This window comes from Micromonospora sp. NPDC050397, assembly GCF_044901685.1.
Lineage (GTDB): Bacteria > Actinomycetota > Actinomycetes > Mycobacteriales > Micromonosporaceae > Micromonospora_G.
In genome coordinates this window covers 593,406-613,455 of sequence record NZ_JBJDPS010000003.1, presented here as the reverse complement: position 1 = coordinate 613,455, position 20,050 = coordinate 593,406, and the positions used below count along the sequence as shown (strand labels likewise).

17 protein-coding genes are annotated in these 20,050 nt (G+C 69.2%); 6 read left to right on the top strand and 11 right to left on the bottom strand.

Annotation, left to right across the window (positions count from 1 at the left end; genetic code table 11):
• Nucleotides 1-53: 53 nt before the first annotated feature.
• Nucleotides 54-512: a DUF5753 domain-containing protein gene (locus tag ACI2K4_RS13715; RefSeq protein WP_404511027.1), complete on the bottom strand. Its 459-nt coding sequence runs from the start codon at nucleotides 510-512 to the stop codon at nucleotides 54-56.
• On the opposite strand from ACI2K4_RS13715, the gene ACI2K4_RS13710 reads away from it, so the two are divergent.
• From ACI2K4_RS13710 to ACI2K4_RS13700, 3 genes are all read left to right on the top strand, one after another.
• Nucleotides 405-980, top strand: a complete 576-nt coding sequence (locus ACI2K4_RS13710) for a hypothetical protein (protein WP_404511870.1) — start codon at nucleotides 405-407, stop codon at nucleotides 978-980. The two genes, ACI2K4_RS13715 and ACI2K4_RS13710, sit on opposite strands and share 108 nt — an antisense overlap.
• Before the next feature lie 381 nt (nucleotides 981-1,361).
• Nucleotides 1,362-1,970, top strand: coding sequence for a G5 domain-containing protein (locus ACI2K4_RS13705; protein WP_404511025.1), 609 nt, complete (start codon nucleotides 1,362-1,364; stop codon nucleotides 1,968-1,970).
• A 141-nt stretch (nucleotides 1,971-2,111) separates the two neighbouring features.
• The gene (locus ACI2K4_RS13700; RefSeq protein ID WP_404511023.1) at nucleotides 2,112-3,074 is read left to right on the top strand and encodes a TIGR03557 family F420-dependent LLM class oxidoreductase; all 963 of its coding nucleotides are present in this window, start codon (nucleotides 2,112-2,114) and stop codon (nucleotides 3,072-3,074) included.
• A 54-nt stretch (nucleotides 3,075-3,128) separates the two neighbouring features.
• Here ACI2K4_RS13700 and ACI2K4_RS13695 read toward each other — a convergent pair whose 3' ends face one another.
• From ACI2K4_RS13695 to ACI2K4_RS13685, 3 genes are all read right to left on the bottom strand, one after another.
• Nucleotides 3,129-4,196: an acyltransferase family protein gene (locus ACI2K4_RS13695; protein WP_404511021.1), complete on the bottom strand. Its 1,068-nt coding sequence runs from the start codon at nucleotides 4,194-4,196 to the stop codon at nucleotides 3,129-3,131.
• A gap of 139 nt (nucleotides 4,197-4,335) precedes the next feature.
• Complete coding sequence (locus tag ACI2K4_RS13690; protein WP_404511019.1) at nucleotides 4,336-5,802, bottom strand: aminotransferase class V-fold PLP-dependent enzyme; 1,467 nt, start codon at nucleotides 5,800-5,802, stop codon at nucleotides 4,336-4,338.
• Entirely contained in the window at nucleotides 5,786-7,504 is a 1,719-nt protein-coding gene (locus ACI2K4_RS13685) for an ATP-binding cassette domain-containing protein (protein ID WP_404511017.1), read from the bottom strand. Before ACI2K4_RS13685 ends, ACI2K4_RS13690 begins: the two co-directional genes overlap by 17 nt.
• Nucleotides 7,505-7,770: 266 nt before the next feature.
• On the opposite strand from ACI2K4_RS13685, the gene ACI2K4_RS13680 reads away from it, so the two are divergent.
• Together ACI2K4_RS13680 and ACI2K4_RS13675 are read left to right on the top strand one after the other, a co-directional pair.
• The gene (locus ACI2K4_RS13680; RefSeq protein WP_404511015.1) at nucleotides 7,771-9,093 is read left to right on the top strand and encodes a DUF371 domain-containing protein; all 1,323 of its coding nucleotides are present in this window, start codon (nucleotides 7,771-7,773) and stop codon (nucleotides 9,091-9,093) included.
• Nucleotides 9,074-9,733, top strand: coding sequence for a hypothetical protein (locus ACI2K4_RS13675; protein ID WP_404511013.1), 660 nt, complete (start codon nucleotides 9,074-9,076; stop codon nucleotides 9,731-9,733). Before ACI2K4_RS13680 ends, ACI2K4_RS13675 begins: the two co-directional genes overlap by 20 nt.
• A gap of 230 nt (nucleotides 9,734-9,963) precedes the next feature.
• On the opposite strand, the gene ACI2K4_RS13670 is transcribed toward ACI2K4_RS13675, so the two are convergent.
• From ACI2K4_RS13670 to ACI2K4_RS13640, 7 genes are all read right to left on the bottom strand, one after another.
• Entirely contained in the window at nucleotides 9,964-11,283 is a 1,320-nt protein-coding gene (locus ACI2K4_RS13670) for a Wzz/FepE/Etk N-terminal domain-containing protein (protein WP_404511011.1), read from the bottom strand.
• Between the two features lie 233 nt (nucleotides 11,284-11,516).
• Nucleotides 11,517-12,884 (bottom strand): O-antigen ligase family protein, encoded by a 1,368-nt coding sequence (locus ACI2K4_RS13665; RefSeq protein WP_404511009.1) that lies wholly within the window; start codon nucleotides 12,882-12,884, stop codon nucleotides 11,517-11,519.
• Complete coding sequence (locus ACI2K4_RS13660; protein WP_404511007.1) at nucleotides 12,884-14,026, bottom strand: glycosyltransferase family 4 protein; 1,143 nt, start codon at nucleotides 14,024-14,026, stop codon at nucleotides 12,884-12,886. The genes ACI2K4_RS13665 and ACI2K4_RS13660 overlap by 1 nt, the downstream gene beginning before the upstream one ends.
• A gap of 1 nt (nucleotide 14,027) precedes the next feature.
• Entirely contained in the window at nucleotides 14,028-14,921 is an 894-nt protein-coding gene (locus ACI2K4_RS13655; protein ID WP_404511005.1) for a glycosyltransferase family 2 protein, read from the bottom strand.
• Complete coding sequence (locus tag ACI2K4_RS13650; protein WP_404511003.1) at nucleotides 14,914-16,164, bottom strand: hypothetical protein; 1,251 nt, start codon at nucleotides 16,162-16,164, stop codon at nucleotides 14,914-14,916. Before ACI2K4_RS13650 ends, ACI2K4_RS13655 begins: the two co-directional genes overlap by 8 nt.
• Nucleotides 16,161-17,036: a glycosyltransferase family 2 protein gene (locus ACI2K4_RS13645; protein WP_404511001.1), complete on the bottom strand. Its 876-nt coding sequence runs from the start codon at nucleotides 17,034-17,036 to the stop codon at nucleotides 16,161-16,163. Before ACI2K4_RS13645 ends, ACI2K4_RS13650 begins: the two co-directional genes overlap by 4 nt.
• A gap of 21 nt (nucleotides 17,037-17,057) precedes the next feature.
• Nucleotides 17,058-18,032 (bottom strand): glycosyltransferase, encoded by a 975-nt coding sequence (locus ACI2K4_RS13640; protein WP_404510999.1) that lies wholly within the window; start codon nucleotides 18,030-18,032, stop codon nucleotides 17,058-17,060.
• A gap of 815 nt (nucleotides 18,033-18,847) precedes the next feature.
• Between ACI2K4_RS13640 and ACI2K4_RS13635 the strand changes: the two genes are divergently transcribed.
• Complete coding sequence (locus ACI2K4_RS13635) at nucleotides 18,848-19,903, top strand: LCP family protein (protein ID WP_404510997.1); 1,056 nt, start codon at nucleotides 18,848-18,850, stop codon at nucleotides 19,901-19,903.
• Nucleotides 19,904-20,050: the final 147 nt, after the last annotated feature.

Below are 20,050 nucleotides of genomic sequence, written 5' to 3'. Positions count from 1 at the left end.
CCGTACGTCTGTGGTAACGCCGGAGCAAGGTAAGCATTCTTGGCGTCGGAGGGCTATCGGTCATCTGACTCGACCATGCACCCCGGTCGGTAGCGGCGGCTCTGGAGTCGCCCGGTTGCCGGGCGGGAAGCTGAGCATGATGAATGTCCCGGTAACGGCAGCGGGTGCAGCCCGGTCGCGTGCGGGAGCACCCGGACGGAGACCAGGGGTGTCGTGCCGAGCTGTTGTGGGTGGCGTAGCTGCTCGGCCATGGTTTCCCGGCTGCCGACGATACGTAGCAGAGCCGCCTCGTGAATGATGACTTCCAACGTGGGCGCGGCCGGTAGGCGACGAGTCAGCAGGGACTGCCGTGGAAGTCGGATCTCGACCAGGCGATCCCGATTCTCAAAGGAAATCTCCGTCCGGTGGTGGTAGACGGCGAAGGCGTAGTCCTTGGTTCGAAGCAGCCCTGGTACCAGCGTCTCGTCGTAGCGCCGGATGTGGGAGGCGGCGGCTTCGAGGCCGACGTACATCTCGAACCACTCCGGGACGGCGTCGCCGTACGCGTGCCACCAGCCCTTGGCCTGCGGGACAACCGGATCAGCGCCGATGACCCGACCCGCCCGCATGGGCTGGCGTGGCACGTTGAGGTCACGCCCGCCGACCCGTCGACCGTCACCATCGACCCGCCGACACGGCCGAGTCTGCCGGCGGCGATCGCCTACAGCCTCGAATACCTGGAGGCCGCCCTCGCCGACCAGGTGCCGGCCGACTTCGCCCAGCCGAGCCCCGTGCCGGCCTGCGTCGACCCGGTCACGGTCGACAATCCCGAGCCGGCACTTTGCCGGCTCGGCAAAGATCGTTCAGGTGAGCAGGTGGTGGTGCACTTCGTTCCGTCTGGCTGCCACGTATACCTGCGTGAGTGGGACGACCTCCGCCAGTTGGCCGGCGCGTCCGATGTGAGCGGCTTGCTTGCCGAGTTGGGCCTGTCCGATCCCTAAGTTGTGGCAGGGCGTCCGCCTGCCGCTCGTACGACCGGTTGCCCGCCCAACCACGAGCGACCGCTCTCGACCGCCGGATCGGTGATCCGCGCAGCCGCTCGGTAAAGATCGTGAAGAGTTTGGCTCGCTATGGCCGGCCGAATTCTTCACGATCATGGAAAGTGGCCAACTGTTTTGAGCGCCCTTGTTGTGGGCGCCAACCGGATTGATCCCGCTGAGGGCACCGGCGGCCGGTGTGCGTCATTACGGTTCGTCGTCAGACTGCTACGGGTCAACTGCCGTTCTTCAGACGCGTTGTCGTCGGCTGGGAGTGCAATGATGCGATCATCGCGAGTCATCCCGTCAATTGGCGTTGGGCACCTGCTAAGGCCAACCCGTTGGATGGTTGCCGTGACGACGATCGGCCTGGTGGTGGCCTGCGGTCCCCAGCTCGATCCCGTGTCGCTGCCTGCTCCGGCCGGCGTCACGCTCTCCGCGACACCCACCGTCGAGGGATCGTCGGGAGCGACAGGCACGCCGGACGCGACCGAGCCCTCGGCGACGGCTGCGGCGCAGCCTGCGGTCACCACGACAAAACCGCCGACGGTGGAGAGGAGGACGGTTACCGAGACCAAACAGATTCCGTTCAGCACCAGGACCGTGAACGACGCCACGCTCGCCAAGGGCACCAAGAAGACGAAGACCAAGGGTGTGGCCGGGGTGAAGACGCTCACGTACGAGTTGACCCTGACCGATGGGAAGCAGACCGGCAAGAAGCTGGTCAAGGAGACGGTCACCAAGGCGCCGGTGACCCAGGTGGTGGCGGTGGGCACCAAGGCCGCGAGCAGGTGCGACCCGAACTACGGCGGATGCGTACCGATCGCCAGTGACGTGGACTGTGCCGGTGGCAGTGGCAACGGACCGGCGTACGTCACCGGCCCGGTGAAGGTGATCGGTGACGACATCTACGGGCTCGACAACGACGGCGACGGGTACGGCTGCGACAGCTAGACGTTCCCCTCCCCGCCTTCCCGGGTTCGCTGCCCAGTACCGGTGGATCCCCGCCGACAGCCCTTCATGTGTGGTTTCGTCGGTATCGGGTATTTCGGGCGCGATGGGCCGAGCGTGCGTACGGGAAGGCGGGGATCCGCGATGGTGGCAGTGGGCTACACGTTGCTCTGCGAGCAGGCCGGTCCGGTGGATCTGGTCGACCACGGGATCAGGGCCGAGGCGGCCGGCTTCGACCATCTTCTGATCTCGGACCACTACAACCCGTGGGTGGAGCAGCAGGGGCACAGCCCGAACGCGTGGCCGGTGCTCGGTGCCGTCGCCCACGCGACCTCGCGGATCAAGCTGATGACGTACCTGACCTCGCCGATCCGGCGGTACCACCCGGCGATGGTGGCGCAGCAGGCGTCCACGGTCGGCGTGCTCTCCGGCGGCAGGTTCACGCTCGGGCTCGGCGCGGGCGAGAACCTGAACGAGCACGTGGTCGGTGCCTGGCCGCACGTGACCCAGCGGCACGAGATGTTCGAGGAGGCGGTGCAGATCATCCGGCCGCTGCTCGACGGCGAGAAGTTGATTTACTCAGGGAACCACTACGAGGTGCCGGAGGCGTACGTCTGGGACCGGCCGGACGTACCGGTGAAGTTCGCGATGGCCGCGTCCGGGCCGCGCTCGTGCGAGCTCGCCGGTGAGTACGGCGATGGCCTGATCGCGGTGCAGCCGGAGCGACGGCTGGTCGAGATGTTCGAACGGGCCGGCGGCCGGGGCAAACCGCGCTACGGGCAGGTGGCGATCTGCTATGGGCCGGACGAGGCCGAGTGCCGCCGGACCGTGTACGACCAGTGGGCCTGGTTCGGCCTCGGCTGGAAGGTCATGTCCGAGCTGCCGGAACCCGCCAGTTTTGCCGCCGCGACCCAGTTCGTACGCGAGGAGGACGTGGCGGCCTCGGTGCCCTGCGGGCCGGACCTGGAGGGACACGTGGCGGCGGTGAAGCGCTTTGTTGACGCCGGCTTCACCCACGTCGGGCTCATCCAGGTCGGTGGTGGCAGTCAGACGATGTTTCTCGACTGGGCCCGGGACACCCTTTTGCCCCGGCTACAGGAGCTGTAGCGGGATTGGGCGCCTGGGCCGTCCGGACGGACCCCGGGCCGGATGGACCCTGGGTCAGGGAACGGCCTGCTCCTCCGCGCCGGGGAACGGCGTGCTGCGTGGACGACGCCCGGTCAGGCGCTTGCCGAGCTGGATCGACGGCAGCTCGAAGAAGCGATGGGCGGCCCAGGAGACAAGAACGACGACCACCAGGTTCGCCGCGACCAGCGCGAGCCGCGAGTCCAACCCGGGCACGTCGTGCAGGATGTCGGCGACGATCGGGTGGGAGAGGTAGACCGCGTAGCTGATCGCGCCGAGGAAGATGAGCGGCCGTCCCAGTCCACGGGAGCGACCGAGGTAGAAGGCGGCGAACAGGGCGAGGCCGACCAGGAATGACGCGCTGTAGGTGAACGGGGGCCACTCCCCACTGCCGTCCACTCCGACGTACGCGCCGGCCGGAACGACGACCGCACCGGCGGCGAGCAGTGGCATCCAGGCCCGGCTCCCCGCGTTGTCGCGCAGGTTCAGCGCGTGCCCGACCCCGGCGATGTAGAGCAGCAGCGGCAGTGTGGTCGGGAGGTCCTTCCCGGTGACTCGTTCGCCGACGCAGAGGAGCACGTACAGCGCGAGCCAGGCCCAGCCGACGTACACCGAGGCGTCGAGCAGTCGCCGGGCCTTGAAAACGGCGGACTGTGCGTAGAAGAGCAGTTCGATGCTCAGGGTCCAGGCGGTGGGCAGAATGCTGACCGCGCCGATCAGACCCTGCAACATGAGTAGGTTGAGTCCCACCACGGGGGCGCCGACGTGTCCGACGATTTCGTCCGCGTGGATGACCGCGTAGACCGCGAGGGCGAGCCAGTAGACCGGGTAGAGCCGGAAGAAGCGGCGGACAGCGAACGTGGGCAGGGTTTGTCCGGCCAGGCTGAGTGGGATGACATAACCGCTGACCAGGAAGAATGCCACCACGCCGACCCGTCCGAAATCGACGTTCTGCTGGGTCCACTGCTCGAACGCGGGGTACTCGGTCGCCAGGAGGTGTTGCAGGACAACCAGAAAGGCGGCGATTCCGCGGACGCCCTCGAGGAACGCGATGCGTCTCGTACGATCCACCGCGCTGGTGGGGGCCACCTGCTGCGTCGCCATACGGCTTCCTCCACTGTAAAGTCCGGATCCGGAGGCCGGTGCCGCGTGTCACGGCCGGCTGGACAGTACTGGATACGACCCCTGTTCCGGTGCCCGGTAAGGCGGGCGGCCAGGTCACCGGTGGAACGACAGTGCCGGATCAGCACCGGATCCGAGGGGGGAGGGCCACCTCGGGCCGATCCCGGTCCAGATAGGTCTGTTCGGCGAAGGTGAGGAAGCGTTCGGCGTCGGCGGCGTTCGAGGCCAGTCCGAAGGAGACTCGGATCGCACCGCCGGTGGGCACCCGCATCACGTCGAGGTACTCGTCGACCGTACGGATGTCGCGCATCAGCGTTCGGGCCAGCCGCCGCTTCGTGATCCCGAAGGCGCCCTCGCCCGCGCCGGGATTGCAGAAGCATCCCGTACGCAGGGAGAGGCCGGCTGCCGTCGACTCGGCGGCCACCAGACGCTCGTCCACCACCGTGCCGTCCGGGTGGAGGAAGTTGAACGAGATGGTGCCGCCCCGGCGGTCGTTTGTCGCCGGCCCGTAGATCCGGACCAGCGGTTCACCGGTCCGGTGCCGCAGCGCGGTGAGCCGTTCCAGCAGCCAGCCGGTGAGCAGACCGACCCGGGCGTGGATGACGTCGACGCCGATCGAGTCGACCCAGCCGAGCCCGAACTCCACGTCGGGGATGCTGAGGAAGTTGAGCGTGCCGTCCTCGAACGCGGACTCGTCGTCCATCGGCTCGTACCAGTCGCCCTGCACGCTGACCGCCCGGATCGTGCCGCCCGCGAACCAGGGCCGACGCAGCCGGGCCAGCGCGTCCCTGCGGGCGACCAGGGCGCCGGTTCCGGTCGGGTAGCCAAAGACCTTGTACCAGCTCAGGCAGACGAACTCGGGCTGTACGGTGCCGAGGTCGAGCCGGTTCGTCGGCGCGTACGCGGCCGCGTCCAGCAACACGTCGTAGCCGTGCCGCTGGGCCAGGCCGACCCACTCCAGCGGATGCTGTACGCCACTGAAGTTGCTCTGGGCCGGGAAAGCGAACAGACCCCGCCGCCGGCCCCCACCACCTCCGGGCGGGCCGAGCAGTCGACGTACCCGCGAGTCGGCGAGTGCGGACTCCACGTCGGAGGCGTCGACCCGCAGCTCCGGCCCACGGGTGGGCACGTACCGGATCGGCGCGCCGACGACGCGGGCGTACTCCCGGATGCCGTTGACCGAGTTGTGGTTGTCGGCGGTGAGAACCAGTGGAACACCCCGTCCGAACCGGTACGCCTCGCCGACCAGTCGACAGGCGCCGGTGGCGTTCGGGGTGAAGATCACCGCGTACCGCGCCGGGTCGGCGCCGAGGAAGGCGAGCACCGCCCGGCGCGCCGACTCCACCAGCGTGCCGGCCGCCAACGAGGTGGGGTTCTCCGAGTGCGGGTTGCTGTAGAGGCCCGAGGTCAACCGCTGGTGGTGCGCCTCGATCTGGGCTCGGGCGGCGACGCCGGCACCGGCGTAGTCGAGGTAGACCTGCCCGTCCTGGTCGAGGTGGGCGTACTCGGTCGCGCGCAGCCGGTCGATCCGGCCGGTCGCGGCGTACGCCGGGTTCGCGGCCGTCAGCGCGTCAGACCCGGACGCCACGACGGTCCTTCCGGGCCAGCACGGTCCAGGTGACGCCGAGGAAGGCGAGCAGGAAACCGGCGAGGATCACCCAGTTCACCCAGACCGGCCGGGCGAAGCTGTCGCCGTAGGCGGCGAGCAGGGGTGGACCGAGCGGCGACGCCCCGTCGCGCCAGATCCGCTCCAACTCGGCGGTGTGGCCCAGACCCTCGAACGCCCAACGGTTCGACATCGCGTGGCTGATCCACCGGCCACCGGTCGCCATCACCGGCACGGGCAGGATCGCGCCGACAAAAAGCACCTGTGGGAAGCAGAGCATCGGCAGCATCAGGGTCGCCTGCGCGGCGTCCGCCACCGACGCCGAGCAGAGCAGGCCGAGGGCGAGCGCGGCGGCCGAGGAGAGCAGCAGGGTGGCGTAGAGAGCGGCGAACTCGCCCCACCCGACCGGTGGCAGCCGGTCGATCCCGCGCAACACACCGAGCAGGGCCAGGTCGACCAGGGCCAGCAGCGGCAGCAGCACCGCGACCTTGGCCGACAGGTACGGTCCTACGCGTACGCCGGCCAGCCGTTCCCGCCGCAGGATCGGCCACTCGGTGCAGATCTGGAGCAGCCCGTAGGTGAGACCGAAGAAAAAACCACCGAAGGCGATCCAGAACAGGATCATCACCATCACGTTCGGGCTCGGATCGGCCGGATCGAAGGCGCCCGGCTGGAACAGCAGCGCGAACATGCCGAGCACCATCAGCGGCGAGCCGAGCAGGATGGCCAGGGTGAGCCGGTTGCGGGCGACGATCTCGACGTTGCGGGCGGCCAGCACCGCCCACTGCCGCAGCGGGCCGACCCGCTGCCGCCGTCGCTCCTGCCCCGGATCTCGCCGAGGGGCGACCGGGGGCGCGGCGTCGGCCCGTACCGGCGCGGCGTCGCGGGTGGGGAACCGATCGGGCCAGGCGTCCGGGTCCGTCGGCTCGTCCAGCCGGAGGTAGACCTCGGCGAGCGTGGTCACGCCGAAGAACTCGCGGGCGGCCGACGGGGTGCCGGCGAAGGCGAGCGCGCCCTGCCGGGTGAGGACCACCACCCGGTCACAGAACTCCACGTCGGTCACCTGATGGGTGGTCAGCACCACCGTGGCGGCCGAGTCGGCGAGCCCGCGCAACACCCGCAGCAGCTCGACCGCGATCGCCGGGTCGAGCCCGGACGTCGGCTCGTCCAGGAAGAACACCCCGGGACGGGTCAGCAGCTCGACGGCGATGCTGGCCCGTTTGCGCTCGCCGCCGCTGAGTCGCCCGACCGGCACCCCGGCCCGTTCGGTCAGCCCCAGTTCGGCCATCACCTCACGGACCCGGCGGTCCCGGGCGGCCGGGTCGGTGCCCGGCGCCAGGCGCAGCCGGGCCGCGTAACGCAGGGTCCGCTCCAGCGGCAGCTCGCGATGGATGATGTCGTCCTGCGGTACGTAGCCGACGTCGACCGACCCGCTGTGTTCGACCGCCCCGTGGGCCTGTCTGTCCACCGTGCCCGACCCGGCCGGACGTACGCCCGCCAGGGTCTCGAGCAGGGTTGTCTTGCCGGCACCGCTGGCACCGATGATCGCCACCAGTTCACCCGGCTCGACGGTCAGCGAGACGTCCCGGAGGATCTGCCGACCACCGCGTACGGTCTGGCCGAGGCGGGACGCCAGCACACGTACGCCGGTCGGTGGCGCCGTGGTCACTTCGGAGGAGGTCATGTACGGCCGATCCCTGCCCACTGGATGTCACGCAACGGTCATGGTGAATATGACATGCCGTTCACATTTCGTCAGCGTTCGTTCGAGTCGGATTTCCGCCTCCGGGATCGATGGGCCGACGTGCGGCAGGGGGGAACGCGGCGGGGACCGGATGCCGCACGGGATATCGTTTCGGTTGGCCCGGCCGGGGGGCGGCCGTCGGGCCGGCGGACCTCCCGGAACGGCACCGGAGGTGTCCGGTGTGTGACGATCGACGGGAGTGGCCGGTGGCGAGGACGAGGCGCCGTGCGTCGGTGCGGGGTCACGGTCATCCCCAGATCCGGGCGACCCACGCGAAGACGCTGGAGTTCACCCACGACGTCGACGTGACCCAGCGGGCCACCTGTGTCGTCGGGGTCGGTACCGAACTGGATCCGGCGGAACTCGGGTTGCTGCGCGGTCGGGTCCGGTTCACCGTCGAGGCGGCCGGACACCAGGCGACCGGTGAGGCGACGATCAACCCGGAGCACGACGTACGCGACGGGTTGGTGCTGCGCCGCAGCCGACACGCCGACCCGGGGACGCTGGCCGTGGCGGCGACCCTCACCGCGGAGGATCTCGACCGGGACCTGGTCGACGCGCTGACCGATCCGGAGACGGCGGTGACCCTCACCGTGGTCGAGGTGGCCCCGCCGGCGCCACTGGTCCTGCTCCGGCAGGTCGGACAGCCCGTACCGGAGGGGCGGCTCGGGCTGCTCTGGCACAACGCCGACGAGACCGTCGACCTCGGTACGGCCCGGAAGCCGGCGGATGCCCGTACGCTCCTCGACCGCTCCGGGGTCATCGCCGTCACCTTGGCCGGACCACTCGACGAACCGTCGCCGGAGGCAGCGTCGTGGCTGGCCGACGCGGCCCGGGGCGGGGCGCGGTTCGCGCTGTTCACGCCGGTCGGTGTGACCGGTGTGCTCTACGCCGCCGGGCTGCCGCCGACCCCGGCGCTGACGCTCGGTCGGGTCGACCGGCGGGCGGTCCGTCGGCCCGAGGTCGCGGTCGCGCTCCGGTCCGCCCTGGCGCCGACCGTGCTGACACTGCCGACCGAGGAGGTCGACGCGGTGCTCGAACACGTGCTGGCGGCGACGCCCGGCCGCCGGGTCGCCGTACCGGACGGGGAGCCGGACGTCGGCACGGCGATGAGTTGGACGACGGCGGAACGGGCGGGCGCGGCCGTACGCCGGGTCGGCACGCCGGAGGTGACGATCGTGCTTGCCTCGGCCCCGGTCGTCGACCAGCCGGTCGACCTCGATGCCCTGGTCCGGGCACTGGCCGGCGCCGGGGTGTCCCCGAGGACGCTGGGTGAGGCGCTGGCCCCGTTCGGGCTGAACCGGCGTCGGGTCTACGACGCCCTCGACAACGCTCGCTCGACCGGTGGTCCCGGTGGCTCGACCGGTGGTCCCGGTGGCTCGACCGGTGGTCCCGGTCGCTCGACCGGTGGTCCCGGTCGCTCTACCGCTGGCACCGGTCGCTCCGCTGCTGGTACCGGTGGCGCTGGCGCTGGCGCGGATGGCGACGAGCGCCTGACAGAATCGCCGGATGCAGGTCGTACAGGGTAAGCGCCTGGTCGCAGCCGACCCGGACGCGCTCGCCGCGCTCCGGTCCGGCGCGGACCGGGTGATCGTCGACGTCGGCACCGGTGACGCGCGCACGGCGTACCGACTGGCCAAGGCTCAGCCGGACTGGTTGGTGATCGGGGTCGACCCGGCCTGGCAGCGGATGACGCCGACCAGCCTGCGCGCCAGCCGCAAGCCGGCCAAGGGCGGTACGCCGAATCTGCTCCTGGTCAACGCGGCGATCGAGACCGTCCCGGACGACCTGCACGGGATCGCCGACGAGGTGCTGGTGCTGATGCCGTGGGGCAAGTTGTTGCGCGGGGTCGTGCACGGCGAGCCCGACGTCTGCGCGGGGCTGCGTAGCGTTGCCCGAGCCGGGGCCACGCTCGAGATCACCGTCGGCACCAGCATCTGGCGGGATCCGGTACCGCTGGAGATCCGGAAACTGCCCGAACTCACCCCGGAGTACGTCGACGCGGTCCTCGCCGAGCGGCTGGCGGGCTGCGGTTGGCAGGTCACCGGAGCGGAGGTGATCAGCGGGGCCGAGATGGACCGGATCAGCTCCTCCTGGGCCCGACGGCTCGGCTCGGCGAACCCGGAGGTGGTCATCCACGTACGTGCGACGGCGGTCACGCCCACCTGAGTTGTCGACGTACGCCCAGCACCTTGGCCCTGGGCGGCCGGGCCCGCTGTGGGTCATGCTATCGGTCGATCGCGCCGTTGAGTAGTCGAGCGATCGCACAATCGGTACGTCGAGCCCTCGCCCGTACGGGAGAGAGTTGTCCTACGCCGACCAGGTGGGGGACGGCAGCCGGCCCGCGGCTGTTCCCCACCTGGCGGTTGGCCCGGCGGGGGAGATTGCCCCGGGCAGGGTCACCGCCGGTCGCGCACCGCGATCAGCCCGAGCAGGTTGGCCCGCGTCGTGCGCAGCACCTGGACGGCGGCGGCGAGGCGGTCGGCCTCGGTGTACCCGATCCGGGCGGTGACCATGGTCGCGTCCGTCGTGCTCGCCAGCGTCATCGCCTCCGCGTCGGAGAGCATCGGCGGGGCATTGACGACCACGAAGGCGCCGCCGACGCGGAAGGACTCCAGCAGCGCGACCAGCCGGTCCGACCTGAGCGGGGGCTCGGCCGGCCTGACGCCACCCGCGCCACCGCCGACCGTTCCGGCCGTCAGCAGGTACAGGGAGAGGTCGGTACGCCAATGCCTCCCGGCCAGGTCGAACGAGGTTTCGTCGCGCAGGAGGTCGGCGAGCCCGAGTTCGTTCGGTACGCCGAACAGCCGGTCGACGCTCGGATTCCGGAAATCCGCGTCGACCAGCACCACTGTCTCGCCGGCCCGGGCGAGCGCCACCGCCAGGTTGGCCGCCACGAGGCCCTTGCCCTCGTCGGGCACGGACCCGGTGACCGTCACGCTGGTGAGGCGCTGACCGGCCGCCCGGAGGTGCATGTTCGTGCGGATCTGCCGGAAGGTCTCGGAAGGGATGGTCAGCTCCTCGGTGCCACCGTCCGGCGACTTCGGGTTGGCCGTGGTGATGCCCAGCAGGGCCAGATCGGCGACCTCGGTCGCGTGCGCCTCGTCCCGTACGGTGCGCCGGCTCGCGAATCCGACGACCGCGCCGACCAGACCCACGGCGAGACCGCCGACCAGGCCGAGTCCGACGTTGATCGGTGTCTGGGGCGAGGAGGCTGAGCCGGGGGTGGTCGCCGGCCGGACGATCGAGGTTTTCACCGGGGAGGTGTTGATCCCCGTCGGGGTCTCGAGCTTGTCGATGAAGGGCGGGACCTCCTCGGCCATCGCGTTCGCGATGTCCCGTGCCCGCTCGGGCGACGAATCGGTCACCTCGATGGTCACCACCGCGGAACTGGCCTTGGAGGTGACGGTCACCCGTGACATGAGCTGATCCGGCGAATACGGCAGTCCGAGGCGATCGATCACCGCCGAGGTGACCCCGGGGTTGTTCGCGATTTCGACGTAGGACCGGACCCGCTGGAGGATGTAGTTACCGCCTTCGTTGAGTCCGTTGATGTCCGTGTTCGCAAAATTAGGGGAGAAGAGCAGTTGTGTGTTTGCTTTGTACTGCGGTGTCTGGAGAGTCGAGTAGAGCGCCGCCCCGGCGCCGCCGACGAGCATGAGTCCGACAACCAGCCATCGGAACGTGCGCAGGGCCTGGAGCTGATGCGGGAGGGTCAACTGGGTCCACTGCGGAGGCACCCAGCGTGACGCCCGGTTCGCCGTTGACGCCTCTGCGTCCGTGGGGCGCGTCGGCCGTGAGAACAAGCCGCGCACGCCGATCGACGCCGATCCCCGTGAAAGCCCCACTATTGATCCTCACATGCTTTCCGGCTCGCATACACCCAACAAAACACGATGTCCGATGGCGGGCCGGGAAATGATAGCAGTCATCCAAACTTGGTCGATCTTGCTTACCTGAGCAGCACCAGGTGGCTCGGATGCGGTCCCGGGCTCGCTGGTGTGGTCGGTTTCGGAGCGGCCGAGTCGGCAACCGCGATGCCGGCCGCCAGGATGAGGGTGGCTGCCGCGGCGGGCCAGAGGTAGACGTCGAAGAACCAGATCTGCACCGCGAACCCGAGGATGATCATGCGCGCGGCGAGGGATCGGAACCGGAACAGCGGGAGCACCATCAGGGCGACCAGAACCAGTAACGCGACGAGGCCGAAGTCGTACCAGAGGGTGAGGTAGGTGTTGTCGAAGGTCGGCGCCAGCCCGTCGCCGACACTGAACTGCTGGAAGAACCGTACGTGCGCCTCCGGCCCGTGACCGGACAACACGGTGCCGAGGTCGTGCCACACCCCGGACCAGGCCTCGCCGGTGCGTCGATAGCGCGCGGTGGCCGAACTCGAACCGGTCAGATTTGTCAACCGGTCCCGCAGGATCGTGACCGCGTCCTGGATCGGTTTCGGGCCGAAGAAGACCAGCCCGCCGCCGACGGCGACGAACGACAGCGCCGTCAGCACGCCACGTCGGGTGAACTTCCGCTCCAGGGCGAGGTACCAGATGGCGAGCGCGCAGGCCGTACCGATCCAGGCGCTGCGTGAGCCGGAGAGCAGGAGCCCGATGGCGCCGGCCGCGAACGGAATCTGCCAGAGCCGGCCACGCATGGTGAGCGCGATGCAGATCACCAACATGCAGTACGTCCCGTACACGATGGGGTGTCCCATCGTGCCGACCGAACGACCGGGCCCGGCGCTGGCGGTGAACCCCTCGTCGATCGCGAACTGATCCAGCACCGGCCAGGTGCCGCTCACTCGCTGGTAGATCGAGAGGATCGCCAGCGGGACCCCGAACCAGGCCACGGCGCGGGCCAGGCGCCGGACGCCGTCGGGGTCGCGTCGCGCCTCGTCCACCAGGTGCCAGGTGATGATGCCGTAGGAGACGAGCGGGACCAGCGCGGACACCAGGTCCTGCGGTCTGCTCCAGTTCGCCAGCGCGGCGAGCAGGCAGACCGCCGGCAGGAGGAGGCCAGCCATGGCCGAGGAGAGCAGGGGGGTGCTCGGGTGGTAACGCTGGAGCCGGCCGTACAGCGTGATCAGCACCGCCGCCAGCAGGATCACCCACACCGGCTCGACCGGATAACCGAGGCTCGCCGTCGCCGGTACGAAGAAGAGCACCGCGAGCAGCGTGTAGTTCAACCGCTCGGGGGTCCAGAGCCCCCAGCCCAGAAGCACGGCCAGCAGCAGGGCCACCAGTGCGACCGGCTGCCAGCCGGCCAGGACACCCAGCATCAGGGCCAGTACGCCGCCCCCGGCGACGATTCCCACGGATCTTGCCACTAGTGCTTCGCTTGCAGGTATTCGAGATAGTCGACGAGTTTCGTGGCCGAGGGTGGCTCGGCGCCGAGCGCTCCTGCCCGCCGCCGCGCGTCGGCCCGGAGGGAGGCGTAGGAGTCGCCGTCGGCGGCCAGGTTCAGCAGTGCCTCCGCCAGCGCCTCCGCCCGGGGTTCGACCAGCAGGCCGCCACCGTCGGCGACGATCTCCGTGGTGGCGCCCGCCCGGTAACCGATCACCGGGGTCCCGGCCAGCAGGGATTCCGCCGTCACCCGGCCGTAGGCCTCGTTGCGTGACAGCATCAGCGTCGCGTCCGCCCAGGCGTACAGGGCGAGCGGATCGGAGGTCCATTCCGAGATCTCGACCAGGTGTTCCACCCTGTGTGCGCGGGCGAGATCCCGGAGTGCCTGCTGTTTTGTGTGGTCACCGACGGCGGCGAGCTTCAGTTCGAAGGCTCGTCCGCGCTTCAGGCAGTGCCCGAGTGCCTCGATCGCCTCCGCCTGTCCCTTCTCGGCGCTGTACCGGCCGAGCAGGATCAGCCGTTCCAGTTTTGTCCCGTCCCGCCGGGGGTCGGGCTCCGGCACGGCCCCCCACGGGTCGATCGACGGCGGGATCACCCGTACCTTCTGGCGCAGGGCGGGTGCGACGCCGAGTAGCTGACCGGCGACGAACTCCGACACCACGACCGCGCCGTCGGAGAGGCTCGCGATGATCCGGGCGATCGTCGGGCGGGGCAGGGCGGACCGCAGGCTGGGGTTGGTGAGCAGGCTTTCCTGGATCAGCCAGACGTGCCGGATCCGGTTGCGCCGGGCGGCGAAGGCTCCCGCCGGCACCACCACCGAGTTGGTCACCACCAGGTCGGGTTTGCTCCGGGCCACGTACCGGCGGTATCTGGGAAAGGAGGAGAGTGCCTGGAGCAGACGGATTCCACCGACCACCGGGTTGAACCGGCGTCCCATCCAGAGGCTGGTGGGCAGCACCACGACCGCCGCCCCGGCGGCGGTGAGCTCGGCGCACAGGGGCCCCTCCGCCGGTACGGTGACCGTTACCCGGTGTCCACGGACCCGTACCGCTTCGCGCACCACGGGCGGGAGGGAGAGTTCCGCGCCCATCAGGTCGGCCGAGTGGCTGATGAACAGGATGTGCATCTCAGAACCTCTCGGTGGCCCCGTGGATGCCGCGCAACCCGTCCCAGTACCCCGCCAGCACCGCGAGGGAGCGACTGCGCCGCTCCCGTCCACCGACGGCGACCTGCAACACCGATGTTGTCACCGTCTTGTAGTGGATTGGCTCGTTCAGCAGCCGCACGAACGGCCGGGCGTAGTGCTTGCGTACGTAGAGAACCTCGTTGCGGTAGTGATAGTACTGGGCTCGCGGGCTCGACAGTTTGAGGCTGCCACCACGCTGGTGCCACACCTCGGAGGAGCAGACCAGGCCAACCCGACCGCCGGCGTCGCCGATCCGGGTGACGAGGTCGAACTCCTCCTTGTAGTGGAAGAACCGCTCGTCGAAGAGGCCGACCCGCATCGCCCAGTCGACCCCGACGAACATGGCGGCACCGGTCACCACGTCCACCTCGTGCGCGCCCTCGTCGCACCCGGGGCAGACAAAGGGACGTACCCGGCCGTTCGGAAGCATCGCGGCGACCAGGTACGGCTCGGCGTCGGTGTCCTCCGGCCGGTCCGACGAGGTCTGCAGCGATGCCGACACCGCGAACTGGTCGGAGTGCTCCAACAGGGCACTGAGTGCGTCTGTCCTGGGTACGGCGTCCGCGTTCAGCAGCCACACCCACTTCGCCCCCCGGGAGTGCGCCTCCCGGATACCGGCGTTCATACCGCCGGCAAAGCCGTAGTTCCGGTCGAGTGGCACCAACGAGAACGAATCGTCGATCTGCTCCAGCTTGGCGATTGAATCGTCCTGCGAGCCGTTGTCGACGACGACGATCTCCGGCACGGTACTACCGGAGGCGACCGCCCGCAGACAGCGGATCGTGTCGTCCGCGCAGTTCCAGTTGAGGATCACTGCCACCACGTCGTCACGCATGTTCGCCAACCCCCGTTGTTGTCGGTGTACGCGGGCGGGAAGCCCGCGTCGCCAGCAGTCGGATCCGCTTGCGTAGCGCCAGCGCGATCACGGTGCTGTGTACGGCGAACAGCACGCCGGAGAGTGCCGCGATGCCGGCCGCGCCGTACTCCGGGGCCAGCAGGGTGTAGCCGACGATGGCGGCCAGACCGGTGCCGATGGAGACCGCCGCCGTACTCCGTTCGCCGCCGAGATTGACCAGCCGGGCGCTGAGCACCTTGTCGACCGCGACCGCCACGCTGCGCGGGAGCAGGAGCGCGCCGAGCAGCAGGGCACCCGTGTAGTCGTCAGTGAGCAGGCCGATCCCGGCCAGACCCACCAGGACCAGCAGGCCCAGGCCGACCGCCGAGAGGACGGCCTTGCGCAACCACCCACGCAGCCGGTCGGCGGCGCCCTCCTCGTGGTCCCCGAGGGTACGTTGTGCCGCGATGACCGCGCCGGCCTGGGAGAACTCGATCGCCGCCACCGCAAGCGAGTAGATGGCGAGTTCGGCCGGGCCCTGGTAGCGGGCGAGCGCGAGTTGGTCGAAGCGGAACGGCACGATCTGCGCGACCGCTCCGGTGTGGGTCAGACCGAGTCGGGCGAGACGTTCCGGCTCGGCGGAGACGCGACGGGCCATCTGGTTCAGCGGGCCGCCGTGGCTGGTCCAGAGCGCCACCACCATCAGCGCCTGGCATCCCAGCCAGGCCAGCAGCCAGACGTCGGCGTCGTCGACCCCGGTGAAGATCAGCACCAGGTAGAGCGCCGGGGCGACGGTGGCGAACACCGCCCGCCACCGGTAGACGCTCAGGAACTGTCCCTGGCTCAGCCCGGCCGCGGCGGGAAGGGTGCTCGCCGCGATGCAAGCCGCGCCGACGGCGGAGAGGCCGGGGGACGCCTCGGCGGAGTACAGGGCGAACAGCCAGCCGAGTACGGCCGAGAGCGGCACCGTGCCGAGGTAGAGCAGCAGACTGCGCCGTCCGGCCAGTTCGTGCAGCCAGCGAGGCCCCTGCGCGAGCAGGAACGACTCCAGGGAGAGTCCGCCGATCGCGACGCCGACCGTGGCGCTGGTCGTGGTGGCGACCAGCAGGCCGCGCTCGCCAGGGGGTAGGGCGACGCTCAGCAGGATGGCGATTCCGGACATCGCCAGCGCCGCCAGGTACATCGTGGTGGCGCTACCGATAGCGCCGCGAACTCTGCCGGCGATCGGCGAGACCCCGGTCATGCCCGCAACCCGGCGACCATGCCCCGCAGGATCGCGGACGCGGCGCGCGGTCCGCCGACCAGGAGCGCCTTCCCGGCATACCCGAGGCGGGCGGTGAGCGCCAGTGGCAGGCGCAGCGGGTGGTGCTTCCGGAAGAAGATCATGCAGCTCCGGCTGGCGTGCAGGTAGGTGATCGTGGATTTTGCCCTGAGGTCGCTGGTCGCCCCGGTGGCACCGCCACCGGCGTGCCGCACGACCAGATCGGGGATCACCACCGTCGGGATGCCCAGTCCGGCCGCGCGTACGGCCAGGTCGGCCTCCTCGTAGAAGAGGAAGAAGTCCTCGGAGAAGCCGCCGAGGTCGAGCCAGGCCCGCCGGGTCACCAGCACGGAGTGGCCGGCGACGTACGTCAGCGTGCGTGACCCGCCCGTCCCGCCGGTCACGGGCTGGCCGCTCTGACCGGTCCAGAGGTCGAGTGCGCCCAGGTCGGGGTGGCCGACGCCGTCCGCGCCGACGCTGGTGGTCGCACCGATCGCGCGGTCGTCCGGCTGTCCCACGTCGAGGGCCGCGCCGACCTTGCCACCGGTGATCCGGGTGTCCGGGTTGAGCACCCAGACGACCTCCGCGCCGGCCTCCAACAGGCAGGCGGCACCCAGGTTGTTGCCCGCCGCGTACCCGACATTTCCGTGGCCGTGCAGCACCCGGCCGGAGATGCCGTGCTGTCGGGCGAGTTCGACGACCGCTTCGAGCTCCGTACGTTGGTCGCTGTTGTCGACCACGGCGATCGTGACGGCGACGCCGGGATCGGTGTGGTGGGCCGCGAGCGACCGGACCAGGCCGGCGGTGTCGGCGGCGCTCAGGTAGTTGACGATGACGATGCCGAGCATCCTCATGGGATCCGCGTTCCGGAGCCGTTACGCGGTGGCATCCGTCACCCACGTCGAGAGTTTCGCGGCGAACACCGAGGGCGAGAAGTTGGCGGCGTTGGCCTGTACCCGCGCCGGATCCAACTCCGCCAGCCGGGCGACGAGCGGTGCGAAGGCCCCGGGGTCGGTGGAGTCGATCAAGAAACCGGTTTCGCCGTCGACGACGGTCTCCAGCAGGCCACCGTGACTGAAGCCGATGACCGGGGTGCCACACGCCTGTGCCTCGACCGGGATGATGCCGAAATCCTCGTGGGTCGGGAAGAGCAACGCCCGGGCGCCCCAGTAGAGCTGGCGAAGGCGCTCGTCGCTCGGCCGTACCTCGAAGGTGACCGGCACCCGCACCTTGGCCGCGGCCCGGCGCAGGGCCTCCTCCTCGGGGCCCTTGCCGGCGATGACGAGGGGCAGCCCGGCCGACGCCGCGATCTCGATCATCAGGTCGAAGTTCTTGTACCTGATCCAGCGTCCGACGCCGAGCAGGTAGTCCCGGTTCTGCTGCCGGTCGCCGTCCGGTGCGGCGGTGTAGAACCGTACGTCCACCGGGGGGTTGATGACGTGGGCGTCCCGGTGCCAGTACTGACGGATGCGTGCCTGGACCTCGCGCGAGTTCGCGGCGTAGCTGTGGACGTGCCGGCTGAGCCGGACGTCGGCCGCTTGCAGCACCCTGCGGGGGCCGGACAGGACGGGATTGGAGCCCCGGCCGTCGAAGTTCGGACTCCACACGTAGCGGGCGGGGGAGTGCACGTAGCTGAGGTACCGCGTCTGTTCGGAAGATCCCACCTTGACCGTGTGCGCGAACGCGTGGCTCGAAGAGAGGACCACGTCGAAGTTCGACCGGGAGAGGGTACGCCAGGCCAGCGGCATGAGCGGCAGGGCGAGCGCCTTCGAGGCGCGCAGCGGCGTACGGGCCATCCAGGACTGCCGGAGGGACAACTCCTCGGTCGCGTCGTCATCCTTCCAAAGCACAAAACGTTCGCCGTGTGGAATGAGATCCGCGATGTTGAGGAAGACCTTTTCCGAGCCGCCCGTCGATCCGTACCACTCGTGAACGAGGGCGACGGATTTTCCCGACAGCAAGGGCGATGGGTTGTTTGCCGCCTGGCTGGTCATGTCTCCGATGTGCGCCGTCATCCGACACCGCCATTACCTCGAGTCACATCCTGATGACGGCCCAATTTTGACGAATGCACCAACATCCCCTGCTCGTGCTGGGAAATCCCAGGCGATGCGTGATCACGTACGGCGACCCCGCCGGTGTCCAACTGTAGAAAACAGTCTTGCCTGTGACTTGTCAAGGGGCTTTTTTGGCTTATACACGATTAGCAGCTTTGCGTAGGTTAAGGGGACTGATGGGTGCTTGGTCCGACTCAACCTCCGGGCCGACTCTCGTGTCCCAAGTCACTTCGTCGGCCCTGTCGCCCGGGGTGCTTCGGCTCCGGGTGCGGGGTGGGCGCGCGGGCTGACGCGGGTCGTGCGGGGTGGTTCGTCGGCGCGCTGGTTGTCGCGGTTGCGGGCGATCACGCCGGTGCTCGACAATATCGACCTATTGCTCGCGGCGGCAAATGAGCAATGTGTCCGGTCCCGCATGTGTTGGCTTGATCTGGGCCGATAAGCGGTTGAAATCTAATGTCATAAACTACGTTCTGTCACCGTCGGTGGTGTTTTTGGTTATACCGAAACATGGCGCACGTGGAAGTTACCCGGGGTCCGCTGGCGAGGGTCCGCGTGCCTTTAGGTGAGTCAGTACCATCGGGCGCATGGCACGCCACCCACAATCCGCGATGACTGATGCCACGGCGGTTGTCGAGACGTCTCCCGAAGCCGATCCCGATGGGAAGAATCCACGCAAGCGCGGCAAGGGGCGACGCATTGCCCTCATCGTCGTGCTGGTGGTGGTGCTCCTCGCCGGTGTCGGCGTTGTCGGCATCGGCCTGTACCTCCGGTCGGTGGAATCGGGAATCGAGCGGGTTGACGCGTTCGAGAGCGTTCCGGAGGAGGCCAGGCCACAGAAAGAGGTGGCGGCGAAGGATGCCATGAACATCCTGATGCTCGGAAGTGACTCCCGTGACCCGGACAGCAGCTCCGGATCCCGTACCGACACGATCATCCTCGCGCACATCCCGAAGGACCGGTCGAGCGCACAGTTGATTTCGATCCCGCGCGACACCTGGGTGAAGGTGCCGAAGTCGAAGGACGGCCGGCACGGCGGCGTCGAATCCAAGATCAACTCTGCCTACTCCTGGGGCGGGGTCTCGCTGATGGTGCAGACCGTCGAGTCGTACACCAACGTCCGGGTCGACCACGTCGCGATGGTGGACTTCGCCGGCTTCAAGGAGATCGTGGACGCGCTCGGCGGGGTCACGGTCGACGTCGACGTCGCCTTCACCTCGACCCACTACCTCGACAAGCAGCGGAAGTTCGTCAAGGGTCCGATGAAGATGGACGGGGCCACGGCGTTGGACTATGCCCGGGAGCGCTACGCGTTCGCCGACGGTGACTTCGCCCGGATCCGGCACCAGCAGCAGGTGATCAAGGCGATCCTGGACAAGGCCGCTTCCGGCGGGACGCTCACCAACCCGGCCAAACTGAACTCCTTCGTCCGGGCGACGACGGACACGGTCTCGGTCGACAAGGAGTTGAACATCCTCGACATGGCCGGCGAGCTGCGGCACCTGCGCAGCGACACGCTCGGCTTCTACACCAGCCCGACCAAGGGCACCGGAATGATCGGTGACCAGAGCGTGGTGCTGCCGGACCCGGCGAAGGCCAAAACCCTGTACGACGCGGTACGGCGGGACGCGGTCGACGAGATCCTGGCGGCGGCGCAGCCGACATAGGGTCGACGGCCGCCAATCGTGAGGGCCGCCAGGTCGCCGAATTCCCGGCGATCCGGCGGCCCTTCTGTCTGGGTGAGCCTCCGCGAACCCGGTCGCGTCGGCATGTCGTCTGCCCGATTGGCCGCGCCGGACAAAGCGTCATTGATG

Bases quoted from the DNA above. Each gene is read 5' to 3' on its own strand.
- ACI2K4_RS13715 (WP_404511027.1), bottom strand. From the start codon at position 512: ATGTACGTCGGCCTCGAAGCCGCCGCCTCCCACATCCGGCGCTACGAC.
- ACI2K4_RS13705 (WP_404511025.1), top strand. From the start codon at position 1,362: ATGGTTGCCGTGACGACGATCGGCCTGGTGGTGGCCTGCGGTCCCCAG.
- ACI2K4_RS13700 (WP_404511023.1), top strand. From the start codon at position 2,112: ATGGTGGCAGTGGGCTACACGTTGCTCTGCGAGCAGGCCGGTCCGGTG.
- ACI2K4_RS13695 (WP_404511021.1), bottom strand. From the start codon at position 4,196: ATGGCGACGCAGCAGGTGGCCCCCACCAGCGCGGTGGATCGTACGAGA.
- ACI2K4_RS13685 (WP_404511017.1), bottom strand. From the start codon at position 7,504: ATGACCTCCTCCGAAGTGACCACGGCGCCACCGACCGGCGTACGTGTG.
- ACI2K4_RS13675 (WP_404511013.1), top strand. From the start codon at position 9,074: ATGCAGGTCGTACAGGGTAAGCGCCTGGTCGCAGCCGACCCGGACGCG.
- ACI2K4_RS13660 (WP_404511007.1), bottom strand. From the start codon at position 14,026: ATGCACATCCTGTTCATCAGCCACTCGGCCGACCTGATGGGCGCGGAA.
- ACI2K4_RS13655 (WP_404511005.1), bottom strand. From the start codon at position 14,921: ATGCGTGACGACGTGGTGGCAGTGATCCTCAACTGGAACTGCGCGGAC.
- ACI2K4_RS13650 (WP_404511003.1), bottom strand. From the start codon at position 16,164: ATGACCGGGGTCTCGCCGATCGCCGGCAGAGTTCGCGGCGCTATCGGT.
- ACI2K4_RS13645 (WP_404511001.1), bottom strand. From the start codon at position 17,036: ATGAGGATGCTCGGCATCGTCATCGTCAACTACCTGAGCGCCGCCGAC.
- ACI2K4_RS13635 (WP_404510997.1), top strand. From the start codon at position 18,848: ATGACTGATGCCACGGCGGTTGTCGAGACGTCTCCCGAAGCCGATCCC.